Raw genomic sequence first — 25,506 nt, 5'->3', positions numbered from 1 at the left:
CTCACGCCCCCGTCACGACCGCCGCGCCAGCCCCGTCCCCTTGGCCGCGTCCAGCGCGTACACACAACGGTCCTTGCTGCAGGCGTACACCACACCGCCGACCGCCACCGGTGAGCCGGTGATCTCGCCGCCGGTCTCCAGCTTCCAGCGCAGCTGGCCGCCCATCGCGTCGAGCGTGTAGAGGCAGTGGTCGGCGGAGCCGAAGTGCACCCGGCCCTCCGCGACGACCGGGGCGCCGATGACCTCCGCGCCGGCCTGGAACCGCCAGCGCGGGGTGCCGGTGACCGCGTCGAGGGTGTAGAGCGCCTTGCCGCTGCCCAGATGGACCGCGCCGTGCGCGACCAGCACCGGTTCGGTGGACTGCCGTGCCTCGGTGGCGATCCGCCAGCGGTCGCGGCCGTCCGCCGGGTCCAGCGCGTAGACCGTGCCGAGGTAGTCCGCCAGATAGACCCCGCCGCCGGTGACGGCCGGGCCGGGGGCGAAGGCGGGCGGGCTCAGGAACACCGCGGGCGCCTCGAAGTGCCAGCGCACGTCGCCGCGCGCGATGTCGATCGCCAGCACGCGGGTGCCGGCGACGACGTAGACCACCCCGTCCGACGCCGGCAGCATCCGCACCGGCACCCCGCCGCAGGACGCGGCGTCGCCCACCGGGTACGACCAGCGCTCGGCGCCGGTCCGGGCTTCCAGCGCCTTGAGCCGGGCGTCCGCCCAGACGAAGACCGTGCCCTCGTGCACCACGGGCCCGGTCTCGGCGTTCTCGAAGTCGGTCTGGACGCCGCCGGTCTCCCACAGCAGTTCACCGGTGGCGGCCTCCCATGCCTGGACGCCGCCCCCTCGGGTGCTGGTGACGACGGTCCCGCGGTCGACCTTGAGGGCATAGACCCAGCCCTCGGTGTTCAGCCGCCAGCGCTCGGTACCGTCGCCGGCGTCCAGCGCGTACAGGCTCGGGCCGTCCGAGGCATGGATCCGGCCCTCCGAAACGGCCATCGCCCAGGCGACGTCACGGGTCTTGAACTTGCGGCGTCCGCTGGCCACATCGAGCGCATGCACCTCGAAGGAGGTGACGTAGAGCAGGTCGTCGGCGACGGCGGGGGTGCCCCACACATCGTTCGACATCCGGAACCGCCAGGGGCGCCAGCGGCCCGCCTCGGCAGGCGGTGCCTCGGGCGGCGGGGGCGGCCCGGCCTCGTGGCGGGCCGGGGCCTCCGCGCCGTTGGCCGGGCCCTGGTGGGGCACTCCAGTCGTCGGTCCGGCGCCGGGCGGCCGTACCCAGTTCGTCGCGGCACCGGCCTGCGCTCGCGGCGCCGGGGCCTCGGCGCGCGGCCCCGGCCCTATCGGGGCGGGCGAGCCGCCGAGTTGCACAGGACCGGCGGCGCCGTCCCCGGGGGCGGCCGACGGAACGGGCGGCGCGGCGGACACCGCGGCGGCGGGGGACGGCGCGGAAGCGGGCGGCGGGGCGGACACCGGGGTCACCCGGGCCGTCGAGGCCTCCGGGCCGAGCACCGCGGCCTGCGGCATCGGGCCCGGGTGGGCGCCGCGCGGATCGCTGCCGCGGTGCGCTCCGGGGCCCGCGCCGATCTGGCCGGGCCAGCCGGACTCCGCGGCGACGGGGGCGTTCTCCGGCCGCGGCGGCGCCGGGGCCGGCTGCGCGGCGGGCATCGGGGGCGACACGGGCGGGGACGGCGGCGCGGCGGGTGCCGGGCGGCCGTTGCCCCGGGCGGCACCGGCCGGACGGCCATTGCCGGGCACGGTGGTGCGGCCGCCGCGGCGGTTCTCGATGAGGCCCACCGCGCCGGACGGCAGCCAGGCCGAGGCGGTGCCGCTGTCGTCGCTGCCGGAGCCGAAGAGATGCGGCGCGAGCTGGGACTGCAGATCGGCGGGGGACGGCCGCTGGCCGGCCTCCATCTGCATACAGGACTCCATGAGCGGACGGAGTTCGTCCGGCAGTCCCGTCAGGTCGGGGCCCTCGCGCAGCAGCATGAAGACGGTCTCGACGGGGTTGGCGCCGTGGAAGGGCGCATGCCCGGTGGCGGCGAACACCAGCGTCGACCCGAGGGAGAAGACATCGCTCGCGCCCGTGACACTGCGCGAGTCACGGGCCTGCTCGGGCGACATGTAGGCGGGCGTGCCGACGGCCACATTGGTCATCGTGAGGCGGGTGTTGGACACCCCGGAGGCGATACCGAAGTCGATCACCCGGGGGCCGTCCTCGACGACCAGGACGTTCGACGGCTTCAGGTCGCGGTGCACCAGGCCCGCGCCGTGGATGGACTGCAGCGCCTCGGCGATCCCGGCCGCCAGCCAGCGCACCGCCTGGGCCGGGAGCGGCCCGCACTCATTGACTATTTCCTCAAGGGAGGGCGCGGGAACATAGGCCGTCGCGAGCCAGGGCACCGCCGCGCGCGGGTCGGCGTCCACCACCGCGGCCGTGTAGAAACCGCTGACCGCGCGGGCCGCCTCGACCTCGCGGGTGAAGCGGACCCGGAACAGCTGGTCCTCGGCGAGCTCGGTACGCACCGTCTTGATCGCCACGCGCCGGCCGGACGCCGAACGCGCGAGATAGACCAGCCCCATACCGCCGGCCCCGAGACGGCCGAGCACCTCGAACGGCCCGATCCGCCGGGGATCGTGCTGCGTCAGCTGCTTCAGCTGCTCCACCACTTACCTGCCACCTCCCCGTGGGGCGTAAAAGGACTCTCATCAGCCACGCGCCGTCGAGAGCCACTGCCCCGTGCAGCGTCTCCCCGCCTGCGGCGAGGAGTGTCGATACGGCCGTACGCGTGCTGATTCTTCCTGGCCGAGCCGACGGTTGCGAACCCGGGGCCTGTCCGCCGTGTCACGGCATACCCCCCGTAGCCCGCGCCGGGCCCGTTACCCGACGTCACCCAACCCCGCCTGACGTGCTCCGATACGTCCGGCGACGGGCGATTGCCCACTTGGTTACCGATCGGTTGCGAGTCCCCTGCGCGGGGCACCGGTCACCAAGTGGACGTTCACCATTCCGTTTGACGCGAACATGAGGGAAACGGTTGACCCTTACGAACACCCAATGGCCGCGGTGGCCGAAACCGTGCCGCACCACCGACCACCTGCACCCAGCCCCCACCGGTCCCGCCCTCCCCGCCGTCGCTTCGCCCCCACACCCCAATTCTGCGCGTTCGAAGGTCATTTCGGCGGCGGCACGCCTGGCGTGGCGCCTTGAATGACGCACGGGCAGCTGAAAACCACGGCCACCACGGTGGCCATATGTCCACGCTAGTACCGGTTCACGCGCTTCGCCCGGCGGAGATTCAAACGTGAATTCGATTCCCAGAAGGCCCGCGGCGGGCGGCGGAACCGGCGGCAGGACGGGGAGGGTGTTCAACTGACGGCCGTCGTCGTGCACTTGTTGCACGGAGGGTGACCACTTATCCACCGAGGTTGTCCACAGGCTGTTGATAACACCGTTCACCGGTTCGGACCAAGCGGTGCCATACGAACCGCGAGCGCGGGCGGGCCCGCCGCCGGGGCACTCCCCGGGGGCACACACCCCTAACTCCCCCATCCCCATTTGCAGGCAGCCAAATCGCGCTCCGATCACCCCTCGGTAAGCTGACGGCATGACAGGACAAGTTCGAACCGTCGACGGCAGAGTTGCCGGCCGCCGCGGACAGGCGACGCGGCAAAAGCTTCTCGACTGCCTCAGTGAAATGCTCAGTTCGTCCCCCTATCGGGACGTCAAGGTCATCGATGTAGCCCGAAAAGCGGGGACTTCACCCGCAACGTTCTATCAGTACTTCCCGGACGTCGAGGGCGCCGTCCTCGAAATCGCCGAGGAGATGGCCAAAGAAGGCGCCACTCTGACCGATCTTGTCGCCGGACGCTCTTGGGTGGGCAAATCCGCCTGGCAGGCGGCGGAGGATCTGGTGGAAGGCTTTCTCTCCTTCTGGCGCAAGCACGACGCGATTCTCCGCGTCGTCGATCTGGGCGCCGCAGAAGGTGACAAGCGTTTCTACAAGATCCGCATGAAGATCCTCAATGCCGTCACCAACTCCCTTACGGACTCCATCAAGGACCTGCAGAGCAAGAACAAGGTCGACAAGGACGTGAGCCCGGCCGCCATCGCCGGCTCGATGGTCGCGATGCTGGCCGCGGTCGCCGCGCACCAGAAGGGCTTCCAGAGCTGGGGCGTCAAACAGGCCGAGCTCAAGCCCAATCTGGCGCTGCTGGTGCACCTCGGTGTCACCGGCAAGAAGCCGACCAAATAGCAAAACATCCGCGACAGCAGTCGGGGAAGCGGCCGGAGAAACCGCCGCGCCTCGAAGTCCCGGCGCCGCCGGGACGGTTCGCCATCGGTCCTGTATCCGTCCTGCCATAGCTGTACACCACACGCAGCGGGCGCCGCGCGACCCTCCGGGGTCCGGAACGGCGCCCGCTGCGCGTATGCGGCGCCCCGGCCGGGCGGCTTCAAGAGCCCGTATGCGGCAGTCGCTCAGCGCCGCTCCAGCCGGAACAGCCGGATCTCCCGCGTCACCCGCGCCTGATACGCGGCGTACGGCGGCCACATCGCCAGCGCCGCCCGCCAGGCCCGCGCCCGCTCCTCGCCGGACAGCAGCCGGGCCCGCACCGGTATGTCCCGGCCCCGCCAACTCACCTCGGCCTCCGGATTCCTGAGCAGGTTCCCGGTCCAGGCCGGATGTCCCGGCCGCCCGAAATTGCTGCCGACCAGCAGCCAGCTGCCGCCCTCCTCCGGTATGCACGCCAGCGGAGTACGCCGCGGCAGCCCGCTCCTGGCACCGGTCGCGGTCAGCACCACCCCGGGCAGCATCCGGGCGCTGAGCAGCACCTTTCCCCGGGTCAGCCGGTGCACCGCACGGTCCAGCGCGGGGATGACGTACGGCGCGGTCCGGGCGAACCCACGGGTCGCGGAGACCTTCATGAGCAGCCGCTCACCCGGGCGCATCAGCCCTCCACCACTGCCGGCACCCGGCCCGGTACCGGCACCCCGGCCGGTACCCCGCCTCCGCCCGGCTCCGCCGCCCCGTCCGGGAACAGCCCCGCCTCCTCGGCGGCCCGCGCCCGCAGCCGGTGCACGGGCCCCACCAGCAGCTCGTCGCAGGCCGCGCGCTTGAAGTACAGATGCGCCTCGTGCTCCCAGGTGAAGCCGATCCCGCCGTGCAGCTGCACCGCCTCGGCGGCCACCGCCCGCAGGGTCTCCAGCGCCTGGGCGAGGGCCAGCGCCGCCACCCCGGGCTCGTGCGGACCGGCACCGTACCCGGGGGCCTGCGGTCCGCCGCCCGCCGACCAGGCCGCGTAGTACGCCGCCGAGCGGGCCGCCTGGAGCCGCACATACAGATCGGCGAGCCGGTGCTGGACCGCCTGGAAGGAGCCGATCGGCCGGCCGAACTGCTCGCGCTGCTGTACATGGGCGACGGTGCGGGCCAGCGCCGTATCGGCCGCGCCGACCGCCTCGGCGGCCAGCACCGCGGCCGCCGTCGCCCCCGTCGCGGCGAGCGCCCCGGTCACCGCCGCCGCGTCGCCGTCCCCCTCCCCCAGCAATTCGGCGGGCACCTCGCGCAGTTCGATCCGCGCCTGCGGCCGGGTCTCGTCCAGCGCGGTCTGCCGGGTCCGCCGCAGACCGGGCGCCCCGGACGCCGCGCCGGACCGCGCGGCAGCCCCGTCCGCCCCGGCCCGTACGAGGAACAGCAGGGTGCGGCTGCGCGCGAACCCGCCGGTGTGCGCGGCCACCACCAGTACGTCCGCGGTGTGCCCGTTGAGCACCTGCCCGGCCTCCCCGTACAGCCGCCAGCCGCCGTCCTCCGGAGCGGCCGCCCCGGACTCCTGCGGCGCCCTCCTCGCCTGGATGCCGCCGGCCCGGCCGCCGCCCGCCCAGCCACCGTCGTCGTTCGGCCCGGTCAGCGCCAGTGCGGTGGCGAGCCGGCCGCCCGGGACGGCGAGGGTCGCGGTCAGCTCCCCGGCGGCGAGGGCGGGGAGCAGCGCGGTGCGCTGGCGCTCGCTGCCCAGCGCGAGGATGAGCGGGGCGGCCAGCGCGGCGGTCGCGACCAGCGGTGAGGGCAGGACCGCGCGGCCGGTTTCCTCGGCGGCCAGGGCGAGTTCGGTGGGGCCGCAGCCGACCCCGCCGTATGCCGTGGGCAGCGCCAGACCGGGCAGACCGAGCCGGCCGGCGAGCTGCTGCCACAGCTGGGTGTCGTACCCCGGCGGGGTGCGTACCGCCGCCTTGACCTCGTCCGGACCGCAGCGTTTAAGCAGCAGTTCGCGCAGCGTACGGCGGATTTCGTGCTGCTCCTCGGTGAACGCGGCATCCATCGGCGGGCTCCTCCCGGCCGTGCGACAACGCCCGTCCGTCCGACGGGCCCCCGCTTCCGATCTGACGGGCCGTCATAGTAGGGACGGGGGATGCACTTTCCTAGGCCGGGTCGGCAAGTCGTCGGGCGGCCGGGAGAGAGTTCCGGCCGCCCGGGGCATGGCGAGGAGCCGGGTCGTGTCGCCGCGACCCGGCTCCCGCGCACCCGCCGGTGGTCAGCGGATGAGGTGGACGGTGAGGTTGGTCTCCGTGTCACTGACGTTGACGGCGTGGACGGAGCCGTGGGCCGTGCGGTAGCGCCCGGTGCCGCCGGTGATCGCGAGGTTGATGTCGCCGGGTCCGGCGGCGGTGACGGTGAACCGGCCCTGCACGGTGATCTGCCCCAGGGGGAGCGCGAGAACGGGAGAGCACTGGAGGTCGAACTCATCGTTCGGGGCGGTCCGGGTCAGCGTGCAGATCTCGCTGTAGGTGCCGATGGTGACACCGGCGCGCAACAGGTCCCCGCTGATGACGAATTCATCGCCCTGACTGGGCCCGCCCGATCCGTCCACATCGACGAACGTGCCCTGTGTCTGCTTGGCGACCAGCTGGAAGGTTTCCTCGTACGGGGGAAAGGAATCGGCGCCTGCGCCGCCGGCCGCGGAGGCCGCGGGGGCGCAGAAAAGAAGGGCCGAGATTCCGGTGGCCGTGCTCAGCAGGATCTGCTTGAAGGGACGCACAGTTTTCTCCTCTGGGACTGGAAGGGAATTGCTCTGACGCTGTGCCGTGAGGTGCTCTGAATCCCGGTCCGCTGTCGCGTGGACGGCAGGGCCCCGCGACTCCCGCCCGGCCGTCGGCCGGGGTTCCGGTCGGCCGGAAACTTGGTGTGCCGTGCCGCGCGGCCCGTAGGGGGCCGCCCGGCCGGGCCGTGCGGCCCGTCCGGCGGCTCAGATGCCGGGACCGCTGACGTAGGTGAACGAGCCGGAGGGGCTGTCGACGGGGCCGGTGACCGTGACGGTGACGGTGCCGGCGGCGCCGCTGGGCGGGGAAGTGGCGCTCAGGGTGGTGTCGGAGACGATCTCGAAGGGCGCCGGGGTGCCGTTGAAGGTGACCTGCTCGGTGTGGGACAGACCGGTGCCGGTGATCGTGACGACGGTGCCGCCCGAAGTCGGCCCCGAATTGGGGCTGATGTCAGTGACGGTGGAGGAACTGACGTAGGTGTAGCTCAGCCCCTGGACGCTCCCGCCGGCGGTGCGCACGGTGACCGGCACGCCGCCGGGCCCCGGGGCCGTGGTGGCCCGGACGGTGAGCTCGGTGTCGGAGGCGCTCTGGATCACGGCGCGGCTGGTGCCGAAGTACACATCGATCGCCCCGGCGAGGTTGCGGCCGGTCAGGGTGATCTCGTCATCGCTGCCCGCGACCGGCCCCGTATCGGGGCTGATGCCGGTGAGGGCGGGCAACGGCGTGTAGTAGAAGGTGCCGAGGATGCCGGTGCCGCCCCCGGTGGTGACCGTCACGGGGACGGCGCCCGATCCGGCGGGTTCGGTGACGGTCAGCGAGGTGTCCGTATTGGCGGTGATGGCGGCCTGCCCGGTACCGAAGCGCACGGCGGTGGCGTTGGCCAGGTGGTGGCCGGTCACGGTCACGGTGGCGCCGCCCGCCGTGGACCCCTGGTCGGGCAGCACGGTCGTCGCGATCACGCTGACGGTGCCGGCCTCGGAGTTGACCACGTAGGCGTGCGTCCCGTCGGGGTGGACGGCGAGGCCGGTCGGGCCGGCGCCCACCCCGATGTTCTCGACGGCGGTCTGGGTGGCGGTGTCGAGCACGCTCACCGTGTCCGGGAGGGAATTCGCCACCAGCACATGGGCGTTGTCCGGTGTCACTGCCAGGAAGCGCGGCTGGGCGCTGACCCCGATGGTGTCGATGACGGCGCCCAGGGCCGTATCGATCACGCCGACCGTGGAGTTGCCGACGTTCGTGACGTAGACGCGGGACCCGTCGGGGTTGACCGCCAGCAGGATGGGGACCGGACCGGCGGGAATGGTGGCCGAGACGGTGTTCGTGGCGGTGTCGATCACGCTCACCGACCCCGAGCCGAAACATGCCACATAGACGCTCGCCCCGTCAGGGGTGATCACCACGCCGGTCGCCGCCGTCCCCACGGTGATGACGTCGCTGACCGTGTTGGTGGCCGTATCGATCACGCTCACGGTGTCGCCGGCCTGCTGGCTCACATAGACGCGGCTGCCGTCCGGCGTGACCGCTGCCGCCGCCGGTCCGGACCCCACCGGGATGTCCGTGAGGAAGGTGTTCGTGACGGTGTCGAGCACGCTGACGGTTCCGGCGTCGGCGAGAACCACATAGCCGCGGGTCCCGTCCGGCGTGAGCGCCACGATGCCGGGACCGGCTCCCGTGGGGACGGTGTCCGTCACGGTACCGGTGGCGGTGTCGATCACGCTGATCGTGTCCGAGCCCCGGTTGGCGACATAGGCACGGGCCCCGTCAGCTGAAAGGGTAATTCCCTGGGGCAGCACACCCACCGGAATGACCGCGCCCGCCACAAATGCGGCACGCAATCCGGGACTTCGCGCCGGCGCGGACATCGGAATAGGCGGAGTAAAGGCGAACATGACACTCCCTGCGGCAGGCGGGAACACTTTCGTCCCGCACACGGAAATGTCTGCTCCGCCGCATGGGCAAACAGCGAGCAGTCAGCCGGCCTGGAACCGGCCGGTGAAATGCACAAAGCGATGTGAGAATACCGTCCCCCGGGAGTCATTTGAAGGCCACGGGAAAGCTCCGATTCTCGGATAATCGCTTTAAGTTGCCCCTCGGGGTGGTGTGCCACGGCGACGGGGGTGCGTTCCGGCCACAGGGGCGCGGCGCTCCCCGCCGACACGCCCCCGACAATGCCGGCAGGGCCCGCCCTCCGGAGCCGCCTCCCGCACCCTGCCCGCCCCCTCGTATCTGATGTACCGTCAGATTCATGACCTCAGGGACCACTTACGGGAATCGCAAGGTCGCCGTCGCCGGAGTCGCCCTGTCCGACTGCGGACGCGTGGACCGGGCCACCCCGTACGCCCTGCACGCCCAGGCCGCCCGCCGGGCGCTCGCCGACAGCGGGCTGGACCGTGCGGTGATCGACGGCTTCGCCTCGGCCGGGCTGGGCACCCTCGCGCCCGTCGAGGTCGCCGAGTACCTGGGGTTGCGCCCCACCTGGGTCGACTCGACCTCGGTCGGCGGCGCCACCTGGGAGGTGCTCGCCGCACACGCCGCCGACGCGATCGCCGCGGGCCACGCCAACGCCGTGCTCCTCGTCTACGGCTCCACCGCCCGCGCCGACATCAAGGCCGGGCGCCGCACCTCGAACCTGTCCTTCGGCGCCCGCGGCCCGCTCCAGTTCGAGGCCCCCTACGGGCACACTCTGATCGCCAAATACGCCATGGCCGCCCGCCGCCATATGCACCAATACGGCACCACCCTGGAGCAGTTGGCCCAGGTGGCGGTCCAGGCACGCGCCAACGCGGCGGCCAACCCCGACGCCATGTACCGCGATCCGATCACCGTCGACGACGTCCTGGACGGGCCGGTGATCGCCGACCCGTTCACCAAACTGCACTGCTGCATCCGCTCCGACGGCGGCTGCGCGGTCCTGCTCGTCGCCGAGGACTACGTCCAGGACCTGGCCAAACCCCCGGTATGGGTGCTCGGTTCGGGCACCGCGGTGTCCCACACGACCATGTCCGAGTGGGACGACTTCACCGTCTCCCCCGCCGAGGTCTCCGGCCGGCTGGCCTTCGGGCGTGCCGGAGTCCGCCCCGCCGATGTCGACCTCGCCGAGATCTACGACGCCTTCACCTATATGACCTTGGTGACGCTGGAGGACCTGGGCTTCTGTGCCAAGGGTGAGGGCGGCGCATTCGTCGGCAAGGGACGGCTGCTGCGGGACGGCGAACTGCCGGTCAATACCGACGGCGGCGGGCTGGCCGCCTGCCACCCGGGGATGCGAGGGCTGTTCCTGCTGGTCGAGGCGGCACGCCAGCTCCGCGGCGAGGCCGGCCCGGACCGCCAGGTCCACAAACCCGACGGCCGGCTGCCCCACCTCGCGGTCGCCTCCGGCACGGGCGGCTGGTTCTGCTCCTCGGGGACGGTGGTGTTGGGGCGGGGGTGATCGGGGCGCTCAGGGGGTGATCAGGAGGCGGACCGGTCGTGATCAGTCGGCGGGCGGCCGGGTGATGACGCTGAACGACGTCCCGAAGGGGTCGGTGAGTGCGGCCATGCGGCCGTACGGGGCGTCCTCGGGGGTGGCTGCCGTTCCGCCGGCGACTACGGCGCGGGCCGCCAGCTCGTCGGTGTCCGCCACCTCGAACACCGTCTGCCAGCGCGAGGCCCGCGCCGCGGGATCGCCGAAGACGCCGCCGACCTCATGGCCGTCGGGCCGGCGCAGGAAGGTGAAGTCGAAGTCCGGGAGGTCGTCGTTGCCGTCGAGCGTGAAGCCGAAGACGGTGGCGTAGAAGCGGCGGGCGGGCCCGGGTTCCGGGGACGCGAGGTCGTTGCGGACCAGCGCGCCGGGCTCGTTGACCAGTTCACAGCCCGGCAGCGTACGCCCCTGCCAGAGGCCGAAGCGGGCACCGACGGGGTCGGCCACGACGGCCGTACGGGCCAGACCCGCCCGCTCCGAGGGCGGCACCACCACCGCCCCGCCGCACTCCACGATCCGCTTGGCCGCGGCGTCGCAGTCGTCCGTGGCGAGATACGGCTGCCACCAGGACTCGCCCTCGACATCCGCGGCAGAGACGGGCCGCAGCGCCGCCACCCGCCGCCCGCGCAGCAGACACAGGGTGACGGGGCCGGTTTCCGCCGAACGCTCCTCGTACTCCCAGCCGAACAGCGCGCCATAGAACGCCTTCGCCCGGTCGAGGTCGGGGACCCCGAGATCGATCCACGTCGGCGTACCGAGCGGCTGATTGCTGCTGATCTCGCTCAATGTCTGCTCCTTCGTGGTGACTTCGACAGGAACGAGGCTAGTGAAGGAGTAGGACAGCTTTAGTCCTAGAGAGCCGGATCGGCCGCTTCCGGGCAGCTATACAAGCGTCATAGACAAGCGTTTAAGACACTCGTATAGTCAGGGTCATCGGCCGGCGAGCGCACCACGGCCGAGCGCCACGGACGGTGTGGCGCAGTGCTTGCAGGAGCGCGCGTCACGACCCCGAAGGGAACCCGCCATGCCCGGCACCGATCTGTCGTCCTTCCGCACCAGGCCCCGGACCGTGCTGATCTCCGGCGCGAGCATCGCCGGTCCGGCGCTCGCCTACTGGCTGCACCGCTACGGCTTCGCGGTGACCGTCGTCGAACGCGCCCCCGCGCTGCGGACCGGCGGCTACAAGGTCGACATCCGGGGTGCGGCGGTCGAGGTCGCCGAGCGGATGGGAATCCTGGCCGACATCCAGCGCGCCAGTACGGACATGCGGACCGGCGCCTACGTGAACGACGACGGCAAGCGGATCGCCACCCTCCCCGCCGATATCTTCGGCGCCCGGGTCGGCCGGGACGACGAGATCATGCGCGGCGAACTGGCGCGCCTCCTCCACGAACGCACCCGCGCGGACGTCGAGTACGTCTTCGGCGACTCGATCACGTCCCTCACCGAACGGCCGGGCGCCCCCGGCGAGGAGGGCTGTGGCCCGGCGGGCTCCGGCGGCGTCGAGGTCACCTTCGAGCACGGTGCGCCCCGCCGCTTCGATCTCGTCGTCGGCGCGGACGGGCTGCACTCGAACGTCCGGCGGCTGGCCTTCGGCCCGGAAGAACGGTTCGTACGGCACCTCGGGGCGTACCTCTGCGCATTCTCCCTGCCGAACGAACTCGGCCTGGACCGCGAGGAGTTGTACCACGCCGTCCCCGGCAGGCTGATCTGTGTCTACAGCTCCGCCGGGGACCCGGCCGCCAAGGGCCTGCTCTGCTTCCGCTCACCGCGGACGGCCTACGACCACCGGGACCGGGACGCCCAACTGGCGCTGCTCAAGGGCGCGTTCCGGGGCGTCGGCGTCGCACCGTCCGGAGGCTGGTCGAGGGTCCCGCGGCTGCTCGAAGCGGCCGGCGCGGCGGACGACTTCTACTTCGACGGAATGCAGTTGGTCGAGATGGACCGCTGGTCCCGCGGCCGGGTGGGGCTGCTCGGCGACGCCGCGCACTGCGCCTCCCCGGCGTCCGGGCAGGGCACGGGGATGGCGCTGGTCGGCGCGTATGTGCTGGCCGGGGAGCTGGCGTCGGGCCGCGGGCCGGAGGAGGCGTTCGACCGCTACGAGCGGGAGATGCGCGGCTATGTCGCGGTCAATCACGCGCTGGCGGAGAAGTTCGCCCAGGAGATGACGGCGGACACCCGGCGGCAGATCCGGTTCCGGCATCTGATGATGCGCATGCTGCCGCACATGCCGTGGAAGAACCTGGTGGCGAAGAAGATCGCCGAGGACGTGCAGCGGGGCGCCAACGCGATCACCCTCAGGGATCATCCGGCGACGGCGGCGGCCGGCGCTCGGGCGGCCGGCCGGCCTTCGGCCTCCGGTCACACTCCCGCCCCTGGTCAGGACCCGGCGCCCGGGCGCCCCACGTACGCTGCCTGACATGACCGATCACCCCGGGCACCAGGACTCACCGGACGCCGCCTCCACCGGCACCGCGGCGCACCCCTCCGACGACGCGGAGGCCCAGGCGTTCCGCGAGCTGCTGCGCGGGCTGCGGGTCTGGGACGTCGCGCTGCCGTCGTTCGATCCGGCGACGGCGCCGGCCACACCGCTCCCGCTGTTCCGGCAGTGGCTGCGGGAGGCCGCCGAGGCGGGCGTCCCCGAGCCGCACACCATGACGCTCGCCACGGCGGACGCGGCCGGTGACCCCTCCGTACGGACCCTGATGCTGCACGACGCCGATGAGCGCGGCTGGCACTTCGCCTCGCACCGCGGCAGCCGCAAGGGCCGCGAACTGGCCGTACGGCCGCGGGCGGCGCTCGGCTTCTACTGGCCGGCGGTCGGCCGCCAGGTGCGGGTCAGCGGGCCGGTGACGGTGGCGGACCCCGAGGAGAGCGCGGCCGATCTGCACCGCCGTTCCACGGGCGCGCTGGCCGCCGCGCTGGTCGGCCGGCAGAGCGAGGTCCTCGGCTCGGTGGACGAACTGGCGCGCGCCTCGGAGGCGGCCTGGGAGCACGCCCGGCGCGAGCCCGAGGCGCCGGTACCGAGCTGGACGCTGTACGTGCTGCGCGCCGAGGAGGTCGAGTTCTTCCAGGGCGATGCGCAGCGACGGCACGTACGGCTCAACTACCGCTATGCGGACGGGCGTTGGGAGCGGGAACTCCTCTGGCCGTGAGGTGCGGTGTCATCAGCCGAGCGGACCGGGAGGCCTCGTGCGCCCTCACAGCTGCTGATACATGATGTGCAGCCCCACATAGCCCTTGGTGGGGTGCAGGAAGCCCTCGGGCAGGGTCGTCATGATCTGGAAGCCCAGGGACTTCCAGAGCGCCACGGCGCCGGTGTTGGTCTCCACCACGGCGTTGAACTGCATCGCGCGATAGCCCTCGGCGCGGGCCCAGGCCAGTACGTGTTCGCCCAGGGCGCGGCCGATGCCGCGTCCGCCGTACTGCGGGTCGGTCATGAAGCTGGCACTGGCGATGTGCGAAGCCCCGCCCATGTGGTTGGGGTTCATCTTGGCCGTACCGAGGACCGTGCCGTCGTCGTCGACCGCGACGACCGTGCGGCCGGGCGGCGCCAGAAGCCAGGTCTCGCGGCCCGCCGCCTCGTCCATGTCCCGCGGATAGGTATAGGTCTCCCCGGCCGCCACGATGGTGTGGAAGAAGGGCCAGATGGCGGGCCAGTCGGCCGCGGTCGCCTCACGAATCAGCACGGCCACAGCATGCCTCGGGCCCGTCCGGCCCGCCACCGGAAATCGCCGGCCCCCGGGGCGCGGGCTCACACCGGCCGGAAGACGGGGACGGCGAACGCGCCGCCCGCGTCCGGGCCGTCGCCCTCACCGGCGCCGCCGCCGACGACGACCCGGCCCGCTCCCGCTCCCGCTCCCGCTCCCCGGAAGTGCACCATGAGCGGCATGCCGATCCGCAGCTCGCGCTCCGGGCAGTCGGTGATCTCGGTCATCATCCGGGGGCCTTCGGCGAGATCGACCACGGCCGCGATGTACGGGACCCGGTCACCGAACGGCGGCAGGTCGTTACGGTGCACCACGGACCAGGTGTAGAGGGTGGCGCGGCCGGTGGCCGGTTCCCAGTCGACGTCCTCGCTCCAGCAGCGCGGGCAGAACTCGCGCGGATAGTGGTGGGCCGCACCGCAGCCCTCGGCCCGGCAGCGGCGCAGCAACAGCCGCCCCTCGGCGGCCGCATCCCAGTACGGCCGCGTGAAGGCGTCCACCTCCGGCAGATCGAACCGCGCGGCAGCCGCCTTCGCGCCCGTCCCCTCGGCCCTGCCCGCACCCCCGCCCGTCACCGCACCCGCGCCCGCGCCCGCGCCTGTGCCCGCACCCGCACCCGCACCCGTAGCCCCAGCCGTCACCGGAACACCCCCAGCCTCGCCGAACGCCCCTGCCCGTCGGCTCATCGCGCCTGAGCCGACCGGCAGAGATCCTGACAGTACGTCAGTTCAGCCGACACGGGACGGGCACGCAAGAGGCCCGAGGCGATCCGTGCACACCCCCTCGGCGAACCCCCTCCCGCAACCTTTCCCTTGCAGGCCCATTCCTGACACGGTGTCAATTCAAGTAATCTGACTATGCGTCAGTTATGGAGCCGTCACACAGGAGCGGGCGTCTGCGATGCTTGGATCGACTCACGGCACCCTCACCACTCACTCCCGGCCGGCCCGCGTCGTGGCCTGTGGGGAGCAACCACCACACACCGTCCACGGTATGAGCGAACCGCACCCCGACGGCGGGGGCCGGCGCTCCCGCCCCGTCGACCGGGACGTCAGCGGCCGTCCACTGCACGCCCCGGTGCCGGACCTGGACCGCTTTTTCCGGCCCGAGTCCGTGGCGGTGATCGGGGCCTCGGACAGCGAGGGGCGCCCCAACACCGGTATCACCCGTCAGCTGATCGCCTGGGCGGACCGGGTCGGCGCCCGGCTCCACCCCGTCAACCCGGGACGCACCGAGGTCTTCGGGCGGCCCTGCCACGCCGGTATCGCCGAACTGCCGGAGACCGTCGATCTCGCGGTCCTCCTGGTCGCCGATCCGCTGCCGGTCATCGGGCAACTCGCCGAGGCCAAGGTGAAGTTCGCGGTGGCCTTCGCCTCCGGGTTCGCCGAGACCGGCGAGCGCGGCGCGGCGGCCCAGGAGCAGCTGGCCGAGGCCGTCGCCCGCTCCGGTCTGCGGCTGCTCGGCCCGAACACCAACCTCAACGCCTTCGAGAAGTTCCGTACGGACCTGGACGGACCGGCCATCGCCCTGATCACGCAGTCAGGCCACCAGGGCCGTCCCGTCTTCAGCCTCCAGGAACTGGGCATCCGCCTGTCGCACTGGGCCCCGACCGGCAACGAGGCCGATCTGGAAACCGCCGACTTTCTCTCCTACTTCGCCACCCGGCCCGAGGTCGGCGCCATCGCCGCGTATGTGGAAGGCCTCAAGGACGGCCGCAGCTTTCTGCTGGCCGCCGACCGCGCCGCCCGCAACAAGGTGCCCGTCGTCGCCGTCAAGGTCGGCCGCACCGAGACCGGCGCCCGGACGGCCGCCTCGCACACCGGCAAGCTCACCGGGGCGGACGAGGTCGTGGACGCCGCGATGCGGCAGTTCGGCGTGATCCGGGTGGACGGGCTCGACGAGCTGCAGGACACCGCGGCGCTGCTGGCCCGCGCCAGGAAGCCCACCGCAGACGGCGTCGCCGTCTATTCGATCTCCGGTGGCACCGGCGCCCACTTCTCCGACCTGGCGACCGCGGCCGGCCTGCGACTGCCCACGCTCGGCGCCGCCAAGCAGGCCGAACTGCACCAGTGGATACCGGAGTACCTCCACGTCGCCAATCCGGTCGACAACGGCGGGCACCCGGTCGGCGACTGGCGCGGCCGCAAGATCCTCGACGCGATCCTGGCCGACCCCGCCATCGGCATCCTGATCTGCCCGGTCACCGGCCCCTTCCCGCCGATGAGTGACAAGCTCGCGCAGGACCTGGTGGACGCGGCGGAGCAGACGGACAAGCTGGTGTGTGTGGTGTGGGGCTCGCCGGTCGGTACGGAGGACGCCTATCGCCACACCCTCCTCGGCTCCTCGCGGGTGGCGACCTTCCGCACCTTCGCCAACTGCATCACCGCCGTCCGTGCCTACCTCGACCACCACCGCTTCGTCGACGGCTACCGCTCCCCCTTCGACGAGGCCCCGCGCGTCCTGTCTCCATCGGCGCGCAAGGCACAGGCCCTGATGCGTCCGGGCCAGCAGCTCAGCGAGCACGCGGCGAAGCAGCTGCTGCGCGCCTACGGCATCCGGGTCCCGCGCGAGCAGCTGGTGACCAGCGCGGCGGCGGCCGTACGGGCCGCGAGCCTGGTCGGCTATCCCGTGGTCATGAAGGCCTCCGGGCCGCAGCTGGCGCACAAGACCGAACTCGGCCTGGTCAAGGTCCAGCTGACCTCGGCCAGCCAGGTCAGGGACGCCTATCGGGAACTCACCGACATCGCCCGCTACGAGGACGTCCCGCTGGACGGGGTGCTGGTCTGCCAGATGATCGAGCGGGGCGTCGAGATGGTCGTCGGCGTCAACCGGGACAGCCTCTTCGGGCCGACGGTGACCGTCGGCCTCGGCGGGGTGCTCGTGGAGGTGCTGCGGGACGTCGTGGTGGGCGTACCGCCGTTCGGTGAGGACCAGGCGCGGGCGATGCTCGGCGAACTCCGCGGCCGGGCCCTGCTGGACGGCGTCCGCGGAGCGCCGCCCGCGGACCTCGACGCGCTGGTCGAGGTCGTGCTGAGAGTGCAGCGGATGGCGCTGGAACTCGGGGACGAACTGGCCGAGCTGGACATCAACCCGCTGGTGGTGCTCCCGCGCGGCCAGGGCGCCGTGGCCCTCGACGCGCTCGCGGTCTGCCATTGACCGTGGCCGCGCCCGTACCCACGCCCATGCGGAGGCCCACACCGACACCCACGCCCGTGACCGGGCCACCGGCCACCGCACCGCCGGTAGTCGCCCCGCCGGCGGCCGCACCGCAGGCCGCCCGGGCCACCCCCAGCGCACCCACCACCCGCGCCGCACCCTCTGGAGCCACTCCCCCATGACACCCACACCGTCCCCCGGTTCCGTTCCCCCCGCCGCATCCGGCGCGTCCGGCGATCCCGCCGACCGCACCGGCCGCACCGGTCCGACCGGCGCCGCCGCCGACGCGGACCCCGTCGATTCCTTGGTACAGCACACCACTGACAACGGCGTCTGCCGGCTCACCCTCAACCGGCCGGACGCGATGAACGCCATCACCCCTGACCAGCGCGAACGCCTCATCGCCCGGCTCGCCGACGCCTCCGCGGACCCGGATGTCCGGGCCGTCGTGCTCACCGCGACCGGCAGGGGCTTCTGTGCCGGCGCCGATCTGCGCGGAGCGCCGGCGGCCGGTGAGCGGGCCGCCGGTGACGTCGCCCGGCTGATCCGGCACGGCGCCCAGCGGCTCATCACGGCGGTGCTGGACTGCGAGAAGCCGGTGATCGCCGCCGTCAACGGCACCGCGGCCGGGCTCGGCGCCCATCTGGCGCTCGCCTGCGATCTGGTGCTGGCCGCCGAATCGGCCCGCTTCATCGAGGTGTTCGTCCGCCGCGGGCTGGTCCCGGACGGCGGCGGCGCCTATCTCCTGCCGCGGCTCATCGGCCCGCAGCGCGCCAAGGAGCTGCTGTTCTTCGGTGACGCCGTACCGGCCGCCGAAGCGGAGCGGCTGGGTCTGGTCAACCGGGTCGTGCCGGACGGTGAGCTGGCGAAGACGGCCCGGGAGTGGGCCGAGCGGCTGGCGGCCGGCCCGACCCGCGCGCTGGCCCTGACCAAGCAGCTGGTCAACGCCTCGCTCGACGCCGACCGGGGCACCGCCCTCGCCGCCGAGGCCGCCGCCCAGGAGATCAATATGACGACGGCGGACGCCCAGGAGGGGGTCGACTCCTTCGTGGCGCGCCGCCACCCGGTGTTCCGGGGGCGGTGACCCACGGAGGCTCCCTGTCCGAGGGCGCCTCCCACGGGCAGGCTCCCTGGCCCGCCGTGGCCCCGCTTCACCCCGCCGAACACTCCGGCACCTCATGGGTGTTCCGCGTCCGCACCCCCGGCAGCCAGCCCCGTACCCCCTGCCCGCTGGTGACCAGGTACCAGCGGGTGGAGGTGACGCCCGCTTCGTCGCGGACCATCCGGCCGTCCGTCACCACGCAGCGCGCGTCGAGCACATCGCCGTGCCAGACCCGGCCGGCGGAGTTGCCGCGCGCGGCGTACTCGGCGCGCGGGTCGTTGGCCAGTCGCAGCGCGCACTCCAGGGAGCGGCCCGTACGGCAGGCCCGTTCGCTGTTGTAGACGGTGATCTTCACCTCCGGGGCCGGCCCGGCCGGCCGCAGGGACACGGGTCCCGGACGCACCAGCCACCACACCCCCAGTGCCACCGCGGCCACCGCGGCCGCCACCACGAGCACGACCGTGCGCGGCCGCCTCCGGGGCAACGGCACCACCGCGGGCGGCTGTTCGGCATCCGGCTGCCTGATGCGGTCCCACAGGCCGGGCGGCGTCTCGATCTGCTCGTCCGCGAGCCGCAGCCGGGCGCGCAGCAGCGCCTCGGCGTCGTCCCCGGAGCCGTCGCCCCGGCCACCGCCGAATCCCCGGCCGTCACCGCCCGCTGCACCCGCACCGCCGTCATAGCGTGGCCCCACGCCCACCGTGCCGTTCACCTCCCGGCCTGCCCGTGCTCCGATTCAACGAGGAAGGCGCGCAGCCTGTCCAGCGCACGGGCGCGATGGCGGGCGGCGGTGCCACGATGCACCTTCATGATCTTGGCGGCCTGATCGATGGTGTAGCCGTCGAGGTCGACGAGGATGACGATGCCGGCCTGCCGGTGCGACAGCTTTCCCAGCAGGCGCACCGCTTCGATCTCGGCCTGCCGCCGCTCCACCCCGCCGTCCCAGCCGGACGCCCCGCCGGCCCCCGCCCCGGCGCCGCCGCCCGCCCCGGCCTCCTCGACCCCGTCCATCCCGTCGACCAGCACCTGGCGCCGGTCCTTGCGGTAGGCGTCACGGGCGACGTTGAGCACGGTGGTGAAGGCATAGGCGTACGGCTCCGGATGGGCCAGGAAGCGCTGGGGGCGGGCCGCGAGTTTGAGATAGGCCTCGTGCACCACGTCCTCCGCGGACTGTCTCGATCCGGCCAGCATCACCGCCCTCCGGTACAGCCGGGGCAGCAGCCCGCAGAAGACCTCGTCGAAGGTGGGTGACGCGGCAGACGAAGCTGACGACGGTGTCGCATCGGCCATGTACCGGAACTCTCCCCCGTGCTCGGCTACGGACGCGGCCGCAAAGGACGCTACCCGCGAGGACGACACGCAATCAGGAATCCACTCACCGATCTCCCCCGAATCCGCCGCAGATCATCCCGGAACCGCCGGGAAACCACACCTGCGGGTGGCGCCGGCTCCGCACACCTTCACATCTGACGCACCATCAGTTTCAATGAATCCATGATGGGACATGCGGGAATGGCAGCCACCGTCGTGCGGTACCTGCGCGCCGTCGGTGCGCCCACCACAGCGGGCGGGCCGTCCCCCGCCGCGCCGCCCCGCCCCGCGCTGCGCGCCGTACGCGAGGACGAGCGCGCTCCTCTGGACCCGGCGGAATTCCGCGCCGTCCTGGGGCACTTCGCCAGCGGCGTCACCGTCATCACGGCCCCAGGGGAGCCGGGCCCGGCCGGTTTCGCCTGCCAGTCCTTCGCCGCGCTCTCCCTCGACCCGCCGCTGGTGACGTTCATGGTGGCGCGCACGTCGACGACCTGGCCGCGGATCGCCCGCGCCGGGGTGTTCTGCGTCAATGTCCTCGGCGCCGGACAGGGCGCGCTCTGCCGCGGGTTCGCGGTCAGTGGCGGCGACAAGTTCGCGGGTGTGCGCCACGAGCCCGCGCCGGTGACCGGAGCCCCGCGGCTGGCGGACGTGCCCGCCTGGATCGACTGCACGATCCAGGCCGTCCACACCGGTGGCGACCACCTCATCGTGGTCGGCCGCGTCGAGGCACTCGGCACCGACCCGGCCGCCGCGGAGCACGGTCCGCTGCTCTTCCACCGGGGGGCCTTCGGGCGCTTCGGGCCGTGAGGGACGGCGTACGGCCGCGGCGGGGGCGGGCACCCGGGGCACCCCGGCGAACGGGCCGCGTCGGGCATCGGCCGTCCGTCAGCCCCCCTGCCGGGTCAGCACATGCCGGTCCCACTTGTCCGGGTCGCCCACGAAGGAGTAGAGGGTGAGCTCCTCCTCCGTGCCGCCGACGTACCACTCGCAGCCGCCCGCCTCCACCTGTAGTTGCCCGCCCCCGTGGGCGCGGTGCAGCTCCCAGCTGCCGGTGGCGGCGCAGTCGTCCGCCGAAGTGGCCCTGCCGCGGGCCGTCGCCGCCCCGTTGGCGGACAGCTCCAGCGTGCCGCCACTGCCGTCCCCCCAGGAGCCGACGAGCGCGGCGCGGGCCGGTTCGGGGGGTTCGTACTCCGCCACCAGGCCGGTGGCGAAGAGGCCGGCGCCCAGGGCCCCGAGGGCGAGGGCCGCCAGGAAGCCGCCGCCCGCGACGGTGAGGGTCAGCCGGACGGTGCGCCGGGCCCCGGTGCCCCGGGCGGCGACGGCGGCCAGCAGCGCGGCGGGGACGGCCGCCACCGCGAGCACCGGCCAGCACACGAGGGAGGCCCGGGGCGGCCCCGCCGAGTCGGTGAGGAGCGCGAAGAACACCCCGTACGCCACGGCCGCCACGGCCGCCGTGAACGGGGCCGCGGCCGCCGTCCACCACCACTTCGGCCGCCCCCGCACCCCGCCCCGGCGGGCCGCCCACCGCGCCAGCGACAGGGTGGGCAGCACCAGGGTGACGGTCAGCACCAACCCGGGCAGCGTGCCGACGACCAGCGCGACCGGCAGGGCGAAGGCCGACAGGAAGGTATTGCCGGCCGGGCCCTCCTGGGTGGCGGCGTACAGGACGAACCCCACCACCGCGAGCGCCGCCTCGCCCAGCAGCGCCGCCATCGAGACCAGCAGCGTCCGTCCGCTCCACACGGGGCCGAGGGGGCGATGGCCACCGCCGCGGCCGGTCACCCCGTAGAGGACCTGAACCCCGTCGCGGCCATAACTCCCGCCCGCCGCGCCCGACTTGGGCACGCCGTCCGCCGCGCCACCATGGGGCCGCCCGTCCCCCGTGTTACCCGCTGTCCCCTTTGCCCCCATCTCCATCACCCCTCCCACCGGGATGATGCACCCGCCATCCGCAGCCCGCCACAGGGCCGCCCTACCCGGTGACCGCCACCCGCCCCTTCCCGGGCGCCTCCCGCCGCTGCCGGATCACCAGGGCCATCAGGGCCGCGACGGCGCACAGCGCACCCGACGCGTACCAGACCGGGTTGTACGTACCGGACGCATCGCGCGCCAGGCCGCCCAGAAAGGCGATCAGCGCGGCGCCCGCCTGGTGGGCGGCCAGCACCCAGCCGAAGACGATCGCGGCGTCGTCCCCGTAGTGCTCACGGCACAGGGCGAGGGTCGGCGGGACGGTGGCCACCCAGTCGAGACCGTAGAAGACGACGAAGAAGACCATCGGCGGGCGGACGGTGGCGGACAGCAGCATCGGCAGGAACATCAGCGACAGACCGCGCAGTCCGTAGTAGGCGGCGAGCAGCCGGCGGGTGTCGAAGCGGTCGGTGAACCAGCCGGACGCGATGGTTCCGGCGATATCGAAGACGCCGATCACCGCGAGCAGCGAGGCGGCCGCCGTCATCGGCATGCCGTGATCGTGCGCCGCGGGCACGAAGTGCGTCTTGACCAGGCCGTTCGTCGTGGCACCGCAGATCGCGAAAGTACCCGCCAGCAGCCAGAACGGACCGGTCCCGGCCGCCGAGACCAGTGCCCGTACGGCACGCCGGGCCGCGCCCCGCTGCGGCGGCGGCTTGGGGACGAACTCCGTCGCCCCGTACGGCGCGACGCCCACATCCGCCGGGTGGTCGCGCAGCAGCAGCCACACCAGCGGGACGACGGCGAGCGCGGCGAGGGCGACGGTCACCGCGGCGGGCCGCCAGCCGTGCCGCTCGACGATCCAGGAGAGGGCCGGGAGGAACACCAGCTGCCCGGAGGCGCCGGCCGCGGTGAGGAGGCCGGTGACCAGCCCGCGCCGCGCGGTGAACCAGCGGCCGGTGACCGTCGCCGCGAAGGCCAGCGCCATCGAGCCGCTGCCCAGCCCGACCAGCACGCCCCAGTACAGGACGAGTTGCCAGCTCTCCGTCATGACGACGGTCAGCCCGGCACCGGCCGCGATCACCGTCAGGGCGAGCGCCACCACCCGCCGGATGCCGAACCGGTCCATCAGCGCGGCGGCGAACGGCGCCGTCAGCCCGTAGAGCGCGAGGTTCACCGACACCGCGAGGCCGACGGTGCCGCGCGACCAGTGGAACTCGGTGTGCAGCGGGTCGATGAGCAGGCCGGGCAGGGAGGCGAAGCCGGCCGCGCCGATGAGGGTGAGGAAGGTGACGGCGGCGACGGACCAGGCGCGGTGCGGGCGCCGCCGAGGGGGCGGGAGAGCAGCGGCGGGAGCGGCCGTGCGCAGGGGGAGTTCGGGAGTCCGGGTCACGGGAGCAGCTTCGTCCGCCTCCCCCACCCGGAACGAGTGGCCGGAGGGCCAGGGTTCCTCAGGATCGGGCCAGCGCCGGGCGCTACCCGAAGGTCAGCACACCCCGGGCCACCCGCCCGTGGTGCGCATCGTCCGCCGCCACCGCGAAGTCCTCGACCGGATACGTCCGGGTCACCAACTCGTCCAGCAGCAGCCGCCCTTCGCGGTACAGCCGGGCGTAGAGCGCGATGTCCCGCTGGGGCCGCGCCGACCCGTAACGGCAGCCCAGGATCGACTTGTCCAGGTACATCGACGACACCAGGAACGACGCCTCCGCGGTGGCCGGCGGCACCCCGAGCAGCACCGCCTGGCCGTGGCGGTCCAGCAGATCGACGGCCTGCCGGATCAGCCGGGTGCTGCCCACGCACTCGAAGGCGTGGTCGGCGCCGGTCGGCAGGATCTGCTTCACCGCCTTGACGCTGTCGCCCACCGCAGACGCGTCGATGAAGTGCGTCGCCCCGAACTGCCGCGCCACCGCCTCCTTCGCCGGGTTGGCATCCACCGCGACGATCACCGACGCCCCGGCGATCCGCGCCCCCTGGAGCACATTGAGGCCGATCCCGCCGGCGCCGATCACCACCACCGAGTCCCCGCGGTCCACCTTCGCCCGGTTGAGCACCGCGCCGACGCCGGTCAGCACCCCGCACCCGATCAGCGCGGCCGAGTTCAGCGGAATGTCCTCGGCGATCTTCACGGCCTGCACCGCCTTGACGACCGTACGCTCCGCGAACGCCGAGTTCGACGCGAAGCTGAACAGCTCGCGCTCGCCCCGCCGGAACGGCTTCTGGGGCATCCCGATCGCCTTCCGGCACATCGTCGGCCGCCCCCGGTCGCACTCCGCGCACGCCCCGCAGTTGGCCAGCGTCGACAGCGCCACATGATCGCCGGGCGCCACATGCCCGACGCCCGCGCCCACGGCCTCGACCACCCCGGCGCCCTCGTGTCCCAGCACCACCGGCACCGGGAACGGAATGGTCCCGTCGATCACCGACAGATCGCTGTGACACAGCCCCGCGGCCCGGATGCCGACCAGCACCTCACCCGGCCCCGGGTCCCGCACCGCCAGATCGTCCACGACCCGGGGCTGCTCGCCGTCGTAAATGACGCCTCTCATCACCGCTCCAGTCTGGGCAGGCCGAGCACACGCTCGGCGATGATGTTGCGCTGGATCTCGTCCGAGCCGCCGTAGAGGGTGTCGGCCCGGGTGAACAGGAACAGCCGCTGCAGCGCGTCCAGTTCGTACGGCGCCCGCTCGCTCCAGTCGACGGGCCCGAGCGCCGCCGTGGCGCCCCGTACCCGCATCGCCAGCTCCCCGAGCCGCTGATGCCAGCCGCCCCACAGCAGCTTCGCCACACTCGGCGCCCCCGCGTCCCCGGCGGCGCCCAGGGTGCGCAGCGCGTTCCACCGCATGACCTTCAACTCGGCCCACTGCCGTACGAGTTGCTCACGCAGCACCGGGTCCCGCAACGAACCGCAGCGCACCGCGGCGGCGAGCACGTCGGCCAGCTCGGCGGCGAACCCGATCTGCTGCACCAGCGTGGACACCCCGCGCTCCCGCGCCAGCAGCCCCATCGCCACCCGCCAGCCGGCGCCCTCACCGCCGACCACATACGGAGCGAGGGCCCCGTCGAAGAACACCTCGTTGAACTCCGCCGTCCCCGACATCTGCCGGATCGGCCGCACCTCGATCCGCCCCGGCTGATCCATCGGCACCAACAGGAACGAGAGCCCCCGGTGCCGCCGCTCCCGCGCATCCGTCCGCGCCAGCACGAAGCACCAGTCGGCCTCCCCGGCCAGCGACGTCCAGATCTTCTGCCCAGTGACCCGATGGCCCGCCCCGTCCCGGACCGCCACCGTACGCAGCCCCGCCAGATCCGACCCCGCGTCCGGCTCGCTGTAGCCCTGACACCACAGCTCCTCCCCCCGCGCGATGGCCGGCAGAAACCGCCGCCGCTGCTCCTCGTCCCCCGCCGCAATCAACGTCGGCCCCAGCAGGTTCTCCCCGATATGCCCCACCCGCCCCGGCGCCCCCGCCCGCGCATACTCCTCGGCCCACACGACCTGCTGCGTCAGACTGCCCACCCGGTTCCCGTACGCCCCCTCCGCACACTCCCACCCGAGCCCGATCCACCCCCCACCCCCCAACTCCCGCTCCCAGGCCCGTCGCACCCCGGCCCCTTCGTGCTCACTCCCGGGACCACCCCGCCCCGCCAACTCGGCGTAAGCACCGGTGAGATGCCCCGAAAACCACTCCCGAGCCTCCGCCCGAAATGCCTCGTCCTCATCCCCGAACTCAAAGTCCACAACGCCCTCCCACGCCCGCCCCCATCAACTTCAGAACACCCACCCACGGGAGGGGACGGGCCGGAGGGGCAGGGGTGTGGGACGTAAAGCGAAGCAGTCCCACAC

General features: G+C 73.0%; 21 protein-coding genes. 7 read left to right on the top strand and 14 right to left on the bottom strand.

Annotated features, from left to right (window positions below; genetic code table 11):
• Positions 1–12: 12 nt before the first annotated feature.
• Entirely contained in the window at positions 13–2,661 is a 2,649-nt protein-coding gene (locus tag ACFW5B_RS03475; protein ID WP_386432564.1) for a PQQ-binding-like beta-propeller repeat protein, read from the bottom strand.
• A gap of 938 nt (positions 2,662–3,599) precedes the next feature.
• Here ACFW5B_RS03475 and ACFW5B_RS03470 point away from each other — a divergent pair.
• Entirely contained in the window at positions 3,600–4,247 is a 648-nt protein-coding gene (locus ACFW5B_RS03470) for a TetR family transcriptional regulator (RefSeq protein WP_042156052.1), read from the top strand.
• 224 nt (positions 4,248–4,471) lie between these two features.
• Here ACFW5B_RS03470 and ACFW5B_RS03465 read toward each other — a convergent pair whose 3' ends face one another.
• From ACFW5B_RS03465 to ACFW5B_RS03450, 4 genes are all read right to left on the bottom strand, one after another.
• A complete protein-coding gene (locus ACFW5B_RS03465) occupies positions 4,472–4,942 on the bottom strand; it encodes a nitroreductase/quinone reductase family protein (protein ID WP_386432559.1) in 471 nt (156 codons plus the stop codon).
• On the bottom strand, positions 4,942–6,306 hold the full coding sequence (locus ACFW5B_RS03460; protein ID WP_386432556.1) for an acyl-CoA dehydrogenase family protein: 1,365 nt from the start codon (positions 6,304–6,306) through the stop codon (positions 4,942–4,944). The genes ACFW5B_RS03465 and ACFW5B_RS03460 overlap by 1 nt, the downstream gene beginning before the upstream one ends.
• A 213-nt stretch (positions 6,307–6,519) precedes the next feature.
• A complete protein-coding gene (locus ACFW5B_RS03455; RefSeq protein ID WP_386432553.1) occupies positions 6,520–7,023 on the bottom strand; it encodes a hypothetical protein in 504 nt (167 codons plus the stop codon).
• A gap of 207 nt (positions 7,024–7,230) precedes the next feature.
• Positions 7,231–8,859: an IPT/TIG domain-containing protein gene (locus tag ACFW5B_RS03450; protein WP_386432550.1), complete on the bottom strand. Its 1,629-nt coding sequence runs from the start codon at positions 8,857–8,859 to the stop codon at positions 7,231–7,233.
• Between the two features lie 410 nt (positions 8,860–9,269).
• Here ACFW5B_RS03450 and ACFW5B_RS03445 point away from each other — a divergent pair, with 410 nt between their 5' ends.
• Positions 9,270–10,454: an acetyl-CoA acetyltransferase gene (locus ACFW5B_RS03445; RefSeq protein ID WP_386432547.1), complete on the top strand. Its 1,185-nt coding sequence runs from the start codon at positions 9,270–9,272 to the stop codon at positions 10,452–10,454.
• Between the two features lie 42 nt (positions 10,455–10,496).
• On the opposite strand, the gene ACFW5B_RS03440 is transcribed toward ACFW5B_RS03445, so the two are convergent.
• Positions 10,497–11,270, bottom strand: coding sequence for a VOC family protein (locus ACFW5B_RS03440; RefSeq protein WP_386432544.1), 774 nt, complete (start codon positions 11,268–11,270; stop codon positions 10,497–10,499).
• Between the two features lie 238 nt (positions 11,271–11,508).
• Between ACFW5B_RS03440 and ACFW5B_RS03435 the strand changes: the two genes are divergently transcribed.
• Positions 11,509–12,903 (top strand): FAD-dependent monooxygenase, encoded by a 1,395-nt coding sequence (locus ACFW5B_RS03435; protein ID WP_386432542.1) that lies wholly within the window; start codon positions 11,509–11,511, stop codon positions 12,901–12,903.
• Position 12,904: 1 nt separating this feature from the next.
• Positions 12,905–13,639, top strand: a complete 735-nt coding sequence (locus ACFW5B_RS03430; RefSeq protein ID WP_386432539.1) for a pyridoxal 5'-phosphate synthase — start codon at positions 12,905–12,907, stop codon at positions 13,637–13,639.
• A 45-nt stretch (positions 13,640–13,684) separates the two neighbouring features.
• Here ACFW5B_RS03430 and ACFW5B_RS03425 read toward each other — a convergent pair whose 3' ends face one another.
• Positions 13,685–14,173: a GNAT family N-acetyltransferase gene (locus tag ACFW5B_RS03425; RefSeq protein ID WP_386432536.1), complete on the bottom strand. Its 489-nt coding sequence runs from the start codon at positions 14,171–14,173 to the stop codon at positions 13,685–13,687.
• 65 nt (positions 14,174–14,238) lie between these two features.
• Positions 14,239–14,700: a Zn-ribbon domain-containing OB-fold protein gene (locus tag ACFW5B_RS03420; RefSeq protein ID WP_386433210.1), complete on the bottom strand. Its 462-nt coding sequence runs from the start codon at positions 14,698–14,700 to the stop codon at positions 14,239–14,241.
• 391 nt (positions 14,701–15,091) lie between these two features.
• Here ACFW5B_RS03420 and ACFW5B_RS03415 point away from each other — a divergent pair, with 391 nt between their 5' ends.
• Together ACFW5B_RS03415 and ACFW5B_RS03410 are read left to right on the top strand one after the other, a co-directional pair.
• Positions 15,092–17,347: an acetate--CoA ligase family protein gene (locus ACFW5B_RS03415; protein WP_386432533.1), complete on the top strand. Its 2,256-nt coding sequence runs from the start codon at positions 15,092–15,094 to the stop codon at positions 17,345–17,347.
• Positions 17,348–17,525: 178 nt separating this feature from the next.
• Complete coding sequence (locus ACFW5B_RS03410) at positions 17,526–18,431, top strand: enoyl-CoA hydratase/isomerase family protein (protein WP_386432530.1); 906 nt, start codon at positions 17,526–17,528, stop codon at positions 18,429–18,431.
• A 67-nt stretch (positions 18,432–18,498) separates the two neighbouring features.
• On the opposite strand, the gene ACFW5B_RS03405 is transcribed toward ACFW5B_RS03410, so the two are convergent.
• On the bottom strand, positions 18,499–19,146 hold the full coding sequence (locus tag ACFW5B_RS03405; protein ID WP_386432527.1) for a hypothetical protein: 648 nt from the start codon (positions 19,144–19,146) through the stop codon (positions 18,499–18,501).
• An 8-nt stretch (positions 19,147–19,154) separates the two neighbouring features.
• Positions 19,155–19,736 (bottom strand): RNA polymerase sigma factor, encoded by a 582-nt coding sequence (locus ACFW5B_RS03400; RefSeq protein WP_386432525.1) that lies wholly within the window; start codon positions 19,734–19,736, stop codon positions 19,155–19,157.
• 222 nt (positions 19,737–19,958) lie between these two features.
• On the opposite strand from ACFW5B_RS03400, the gene ACFW5B_RS03395 reads away from it, so the two are divergent.
• Positions 19,959–20,564, top strand: coding sequence for a flavin reductase family protein (locus ACFW5B_RS03395; protein ID WP_386432522.1), 606 nt, complete (start codon positions 19,959–19,961; stop codon positions 20,562–20,564).
• 78 nt (positions 20,565–20,642) lie between these two features.
• Here the strand turns inward: ACFW5B_RS03395 and ACFW5B_RS03390 are convergent, their stop codons facing one another.
• The 4 genes from ACFW5B_RS03390 to ACFW5B_RS03375 form a co-directional block, all read right to left on the bottom strand.
• Positions 20,643–21,674, bottom strand: coding sequence for a hypothetical protein (locus ACFW5B_RS03390; RefSeq protein ID WP_386432519.1), 1,032 nt, complete (start codon positions 21,672–21,674; stop codon positions 20,643–20,645).
• Positions 21,675–21,729: 55 nt separating this feature from the next.
• Complete coding sequence (locus ACFW5B_RS03385; RefSeq protein ID WP_386432516.1) at positions 21,730–23,058, bottom strand: MFS transporter; 1,329 nt, start codon at positions 23,056–23,058, stop codon at positions 21,730–21,732.
• Positions 23,059–23,140: 82 nt separating this feature from the next.
• A complete protein-coding gene (locus ACFW5B_RS03380) occupies positions 23,141–24,211 on the bottom strand; it encodes a Zn-dependent alcohol dehydrogenase (RefSeq protein WP_386432513.1) in 1,071 nt (356 codons plus the stop codon).
• Positions 24,211–25,401 carry an acyl-CoA dehydrogenase family protein gene (locus ACFW5B_RS03375; RefSeq protein ID WP_386432510.1) on the bottom strand — a complete coding sequence of 397 codons (1,191 nt, stop codon included), beginning with the start codon at positions 25,399–25,401 and terminating at the stop codon, positions 24,211–24,213. Before ACFW5B_RS03375 ends, ACFW5B_RS03380 begins: the two co-directional genes overlap by 1 nt.
• Positions 25,402–25,506 lie beyond the last annotated feature (105 nt).

Source organism: Streptomyces sp. NPDC058773 (assembly GCF_042746015.1).
Taxonomy (GTDB): domain Bacteria; phylum Actinomycetota; class Actinomycetes; order Streptomycetales; family Streptomycetaceae; genus Streptomyces.
The sequence above is the reverse complement of the archived record's forward strand: the minus strand, read 5'-3'. Positions and strand labels throughout refer to the sequence as shown.

Coding starts and splice junctions, on each gene's coding strand:
- ACFW5B_RS03430 (WP_386432539.1), top strand. CDS start 12,905: ATGACCGATCACCCCGGGCACCAGGACTCACCGGACGCCGCCTCCACC.
- ACFW5B_RS03400 (WP_386432525.1), bottom strand. CDS start 19,736: ATGGCCGATGCGACACCGTCGTCAGCTTCGTCTGCCGCGTCACCCACC.
- ACFW5B_RS03460 (WP_386432556.1), bottom strand. CDS start 6,306: ATGGATGCCGCGTTCACCGAGGAGCAGCACGAAATCCGCCGTACGCTG.
- ACFW5B_RS03435 (WP_386432542.1), top strand. CDS start 11,509: ATGCCCGGCACCGATCTGTCGTCCTTCCGCACCAGGCCCCGGACCGTG.
- ACFW5B_RS03390 (WP_386432519.1), bottom strand. CDS start 21,674: ATGGAGATGGGGGCAAAGGGGACAGCGGGTAACACGGGGGACGGGCGG.
- ACFW5B_RS03410 (WP_386432530.1), top strand. CDS start 17,526: ATGACACCCACACCGTCCCCCGGTTCCGTTCCCCCCGCCGCATCCGGC.
- ACFW5B_RS03445 (WP_386432547.1), top strand. CDS start 9,270: ATGACCTCAGGGACCACTTACGGGAATCGCAAGGTCGCCGTCGCCGGA.
- ACFW5B_RS03415 (WP_386432533.1), top strand. CDS start 15,092: ATGCTTGGATCGACTCACGGCACCCTCACCACTCACTCCCGGCCGGCC.
- ACFW5B_RS03380 (WP_386432513.1), bottom strand. CDS start 24,211: ATGAGAGGCGTCATTTACGACGGCGAGCAGCCCCGGGTCGTGGACGAT.
- ACFW5B_RS03465 (WP_386432559.1), bottom strand. CDS start 4,942: ATGCGCCCGGGTGAGCGGCTGCTCATGAAGGTCTCCGCGACCCGTGGG.
- ACFW5B_RS03395 (WP_386432522.1), top strand. CDS start 19,959: ATGGCAGCCACCGTCGTGCGGTACCTGCGCGCCGTCGGTGCGCCCACC.
- ACFW5B_RS03470 (WP_042156052.1), top strand. CDS start 3,600: ATGACAGGACAAGTTCGAACCGTCGACGGCAGAGTTGCCGGCCGCCGC.